This is a genomic window from Winogradskyella bathintestinalis, from assembly GCF_030407435.1.
GTDB lineage: Bacteria > Bacteroidota > Bacteroidia > Flavobacteriales > Flavobacteriaceae > Winogradskyella > Winogradskyella bathintestinalis.
Genome location: NZ_JASDDK010000022.1, coordinates 1 through 4,705 on the forward strand (window position 1 = coordinate 1; position 4,705 = coordinate 4,705).

The following is a 4,705-nucleotide window of genomic DNA, read 5'->3' on the forward strand; positions in this document are numbered from 1 at the left end:
TAGCCAATCGGTTAAATCAGATTCATTAATTTCTTGTCCTCCCCAATATTGGGCAAAAGTTAAATTTGAAGTAAATAATAGGATTATTAATATTCTCATACTTTTTTTCAAAATGGCTTACAACGGTCTTGTATATGGTTTGTTGCGTGGTTTAGTACGTAATTTAGCAAATAAAAACCGAATAGAAAATCCGCGAGGATTTTCGTAAGTAAGCTAGAACTAGCAATAAATTATATACGGTGTTGGCAGTAGTTATTCTTTTTCTTTTAGTAATCCGATTTCGATACTGTCATCATCTTTTTTATGTATCTGAAGAACTTGATTAATCATTAACTCATATTCTTGGTTATTAATAATTCCATCAGACAGTAATTCAGCCAAAGCTTGTCTTTTCTCTAGAAAAACTTGCACTTTTAGACGTTCATTTTGAAGTTTTTTGTTTTCATTTTCAATTTCTAAAGCTTCAAGTTCTAATGACCTCCTTTTTTTCTCTTCATCAGAATTTGCTAGGTCCACTTCATTTTGTAGTTTCTCTTTCTCTATTTGAACTTTTTCGGCTTCACTTTTATTCTTTTCATTTTCATAGTACTCATTCTCCAATTTTCCTTTTGCGAATTTTTTTGTCGATTCTAAAAGATCTTCTGCTTCTTTCTTTGCTTCTTCACTTTTAAACCACACTTTGATTTTTGCAAAAATAGAACCCTTCGAAAGTTCCTCAATTTCAAATTCGAGTCCATCAATTGATTTAAAAGCTTCTAATAATAGCCATAGTGAATATATTGATTTGCTATCGTCCTTATTAGAAATCTTTAAATCTACATCCCAAGTTAAATCATCTTTCTTATCATTTTTTATATATAAATCTATTAGTTTATTAGGCTTTTTGACGCTAGTAACCATTCTTAATATGTCACTAGCATTACCATAATTTATTAGAGTAACTTTATTCGAGGTACTTTCAATCATACCATTTAAAGCATTTGCATATGTCCAGATTGAAACTTTAGTGTTTTCTAAATTTCGCTTTAATTCATCAAGCGATAAACCAGTAAAAAGTGATTCCACTTCTTTAATTGATTTTTTTGAAATCGCTATTTTAGAAATTTTTTCAAGATTAGTTAAATAGTTATCTATTACCTCTAAACTCATTTGATTAATATCATCTGATTTTAGTATTGGCAATATAACTTTTAGTGACTCATTTATTCTTTTAAGTGTGAATTTTGAAGTTTCTGTATTGTCGTCACTTAAGTCTTGCATAAATCTTTCGATTTTCAAAACTAATTTTTCGATTTGGTCTTTAGATGTAATTGAAATTGTACCAACTAATACAGCTCTTTCTACATTACCCATTATTACTTCAACAGCACTTTCCTGTCCTTCATCATCAATGATGTCTAAATCTATGTTTTTTGTTATCATATTATTTGGTTTTAATTACTGCCAACGGTTTAGTATATGATTTGTAGCGTTGTTTCAGCCAGTAAGTTAGCAAATAAATACCTAAACAGAAAAATCGCGAGGTTTTTCGTGAGTAGGCTAGAAGCAGCTATAAATTATATACATTGTTAGCTAAGGTTTTTTCTTTTTACGTGCTACTCCTTTGTGTATTTCCGAGCGATTTGTTTTTCAGACGTTGATTGATTTTTTACTTAAATATCAAAAAAATCTCCGAATTATTATTCCGTTTTTTTCCGCAAAGAGAATCAGTTTTGTTTTTCAACCTAAATTTTCGTGACATCAAAATTGATTGATTTAATCAACTAATTTCAAATTTTTTAAGCAGCGAACAGTTCAGCAGTACTTTTTGCCATTTCGCTTATCAGCCAAAAGTTGAGGATTGCTATAATATTGATGTAATGATCAGAAGTTGGGTAAGCCTAAATTCGCTCGTAACGTTCCGCAAGAGTAAGAAATTCCAGCATAATATTTTTTAAGGTTCAGCTTTAAATTCCAGCGTAGTTTTGATTTGAAAATAAGCACAGAATTTAGTGATTGCGTTGAAATTGCAAGTTAGCCCAAAATCTTAGCTAACGTGTTTGTGTATGATTTCGTTGCGTGTTTAAGCACTAAAGTTAGTAAATAAATCACAGATAGAAAGTCCGCGAGGACTTTCGTAAGTAAGCTATAACTAGCAATGAATTATACACGGTGTTAGCGGTAGATTTTTTATTCATATAATTCAGGAAACATTTTTTCAATTACTTCATTATATTCAGTTTCTTGAAATGGCATACTTTCTAAAATTGCAATTTCTTTTTTTACAAAAGAAGGTTTTGATTTTAGTGTAGCATAAAAATTATATTGTTTTAATGCTTTAATAAATATATTAGCAAATTCTTGATGATGTTGCAAGAAGTTATTTGCTAATGCAGTATGGTTTAATTTAAAACCAACAACTCGTTTAGTTTTAAATGATAAAATTGTAAAGATTACTTTAATTATTCTTTGAGATTTTTTTATTAATTCTGGACTGGATAATTTGTGACAAATAAGTGCTACTGTAATGTTTTCAAGATGTTCAGGTCTAGTTGTGTTATCTTTAAATTTATCGATTAATAAGTTTTCTTCTGTATCACTCAACGAATATTTGCGTATAAATAGTAATTGGATTATATAATTAGAAGAAAATTTTGAATTATGTAAAGCCTCATGCAATGTCGTTTTATTATCGTTGTCCTTAAGCGTTAAATCAATTACAATACTTTCATTTTCTAGAATAAATATCAAAAATTGATATTTTTTAACATCTTCACTTGAAATTAATCCACTAATTAGTGGTTTATCATTAAATTTTAAATTAGATAAATTTAATTTACCATTTAGTAAATCCTTTGCAGGTTGGGAAAGTTTTGATAATAATTCTTTATCCGGAATAGTGAAGAAATAGTTTTCTTCTGAATACATTTTTTTGATTTTTATAGCCAAATAATTAACTATATCAATTTCCTTATTTGACGAATATTGGGTTGACGTGTCTGTCTTACTTTTCCATTCAGAAATGTCATTTAACTCTTTTGTCTCGTTCCATAAACCAAAAGGAAAATATCCTGCAATTTCAGTTGTAGAAAATGGAATTTGTTCAAAGTTTGTATATGTAGGTGTTTTCTTTGAAGCATAATCATCTACAACTCGTATTGAAATAGTATCCTCATTATAATTTGATTTTGTATTTAAGGCTTCGGCTATAAAATGAGTATAAAAACTATTATGTATTTTTTTTCTAATTGCATCTTTAATTGAAGGTTCGAAAGCTAGTTGATGTTTAGTTGTTCCAAACATACAATATACACCTTGTGAGTTAAAACTATACTGTCTTTGTAATTTTCCTTTTGGTTTCATTAAAGAGAAACCACCACTTTGGCAAGCATCGATTATGAAATATTTATTTTTGGCATTTACTTTAGAAATTATTTGAATTACTTTATCTATTGGAATATATTCATCATCTGATATTTGCATGTAAGACATTTGTTCAGCAGATTTGTAAACTCCATGTCCTGAATAGTAGAAAATGATTAAGTCATAAGAATTTGTTCTTTCCGATTCTAGTTTTGCACAGACACTTTCTATTTGTTCAATGTAAGTAGAGTCTTCATTGTCATCAGTGTGTAAAATACTTGTAATGTCAATTTTCTCTAGAGTACACCTTTTTTTCAAAGTGTTTTCTATTAACTTCATATCCTTTTCAGGATAATTTAATGGTGACTCTTTATATTTTATAGAACCTGTAATGATTGCTTTTCTTAGATTCATTTATATGGTTTAATTTCCGAACGTAGCTTTAATTTACCGCTAACGGTTTTGTATAAGAATAGTTGCGGGTTTGTATGCGAGGATTTTCCGAAGGAAAATCAGACGTTACAAACACGTAACAACCTTTGATTAAGCACTAAACCGCAATTATTTTTATACGGTGTTGTGCGTAGGTTTTTTTTAGTTTGTAATTTCAATTCTGTATTCAGCGACTATTGACAAAAGGTCTTTTCCAAGCAAAAACATATTAAATGTATAATCTACTTTCTCAGCAATTGTCAAATTTTCAATATCTCCTACCGACACAGATAATGTTTCGTTTTCGACCTTATTATTAAAATGGAAATGCTCAGATGAAAAATGAATATGTCCACTAAGTTTTTTGTACAAAGATTTAAATTGAGGAAAAATCTTATCAATTTTTGTTACTAAATAATTGTCTGTCATTTTATTTCCATCTCTATCTTTTAAATTTCTAATGTGTTCTCCGTTTAGTACTTTTTCGTAAAATTCACTCGAATTAGCGTACAAACTCAAAGCATATAATCTTAAACAATTATCTATTTGCAATCTCATCAATGAAATTGCTGTTTGATAATTATTAGATTGAGCAAGAGTAACAAAACCTCTATTTAAAGAAATCGCTCTATTTGTTATTGACATTATGTAGTGGTTTATTTCAGTTATTCCACTTTCAATTTCGTAAATCTTTTTAATTTCTGAAATAAATAGTTTTTCAAGTAATAGGATATTTTTAAAAGTGTGTTCTAAGTTACTCTCGTCAACATCCTTATTTAGTTTCTGCTTTTCCATACGGTTGAGTGTATTATACTGAAATAGGTTGACTCTTTTTGGTTACTATTTAGACGTTCAAAAGATTTTTTTTAGCCGTTTAGAAGGCAAAAAAATAGTTTGAACTGGGTCAGTTCTTAAATCGTAAGTTCAGGTA

The 4,705-nt window shown here is 28.7% G+C and carries 3 protein-coding genes; all 3 read right to left on the reverse strand.

What is annotated here, in order from left to right:
* Positions 1–252: 252 nt before the first annotated feature.
* The 3 genes from QMA06_RS16330 to QMA06_RS16340 all read right to left on the reverse strand — a co-directional run bounded on the left by QMA06_RS16330 (position 253) and on the right by QMA06_RS16340 (position 4,569).
* Positions 253–1,422 (reverse strand): hypothetical protein, encoded by a 1,170-nt coding sequence (locus QMA06_RS16330; protein ID WP_290207982.1) that lies wholly within the window; start codon positions 1,420–1,422, stop codon positions 253–255.
* 747 nt (positions 1,423–2,169) lie between these two features.
* On the reverse strand, positions 2,170–3,756 hold the full coding sequence (locus tag QMA06_RS16335; protein ID WP_290207983.1) for a caspase family protein: 1,587 nt from the start codon (positions 3,754–3,756) through the stop codon (positions 2,170–2,172).
* Positions 3,757–3,936: 180 nt separating this feature from the next.
* Positions 3,937–4,569 carry a hypothetical protein gene (locus QMA06_RS16340; protein WP_290207984.1) on the reverse strand — a complete coding sequence of 211 codons (633 nt, stop codon included), beginning with the start codon at positions 4,567–4,569 and terminating at the stop codon, positions 3,937–3,939.
* Between the last annotated feature and the right edge of the window lie 136 nt (positions 4,570–4,705).

What these genes read in the sequence shown, in the direction of transcription:
- QMA06_RS16330 (WP_290207982.1), bottom strand. Translation starts at nt 1,422, where the DNA reads ATGATAACAAAAAACATAGATTTAGACATCATTGATGATGAAGGACAG.
- QMA06_RS16335 (WP_290207983.1), bottom strand. Translation starts at nt 3,756, where the DNA reads ATGAATCTAAGAAAAGCAATCATTACAGGTTCTATAAAATATAAAGAG.
- QMA06_RS16340 (WP_290207984.1), bottom strand. Translation starts at nt 4,569, where the DNA reads ATGGAAAAGCAGAAACTAAATAAGGATGTTGACGAGAGTAACTTAGAA.